Source organism: Photobacterium sp. R1 (assembly GCF_054600795.1).
Genome location: NZ_BAAHZP010000363.1, coordinates 1 through 306, shown reverse-complemented (window position 1 = coordinate 306; position 306 = coordinate 1). Strand labels below are relative to the sequence as shown.

General features: G+C 47.1%; 1 pseudogene. It reads left to right on the top strand.

Annotation, left to right across the window (positions count from 1 at the left end):
* Nucleotides 1-306, top strand: a pseudogene (locus ACYP03_RS25435) (DUF6279 family lipoprotein); the annotation flags it as partial.

The window sequence follows — 306 nt, the reverse complement described above, 5'->3', positions numbered from 1 at the left end:
CAAGCTATCATCGGAGAGTTGGCAAAGCATCAGCTTGATATGGAACCTGTCTTTTTTTCGGTGCGAAGCGGGCTTTATCAGCAGTGGCAATCATTATTGTCGCAGCGCCACCGGCCGGAATTCGATGCCCGACTCGAGAAGTTATTTAGAGATGTTGTCGGTCTTCGCTATGCACCGGTACAGTCTCAGTTAGATCAATACCTTCAACGCCGATTTGAATTAATGGCGCAACTGAATCAGAGTCTGTCCTCCTCTCAACGCCAGTATCTGATGAATCAATTAACCGAAACGCGTAAAGAGATAGCA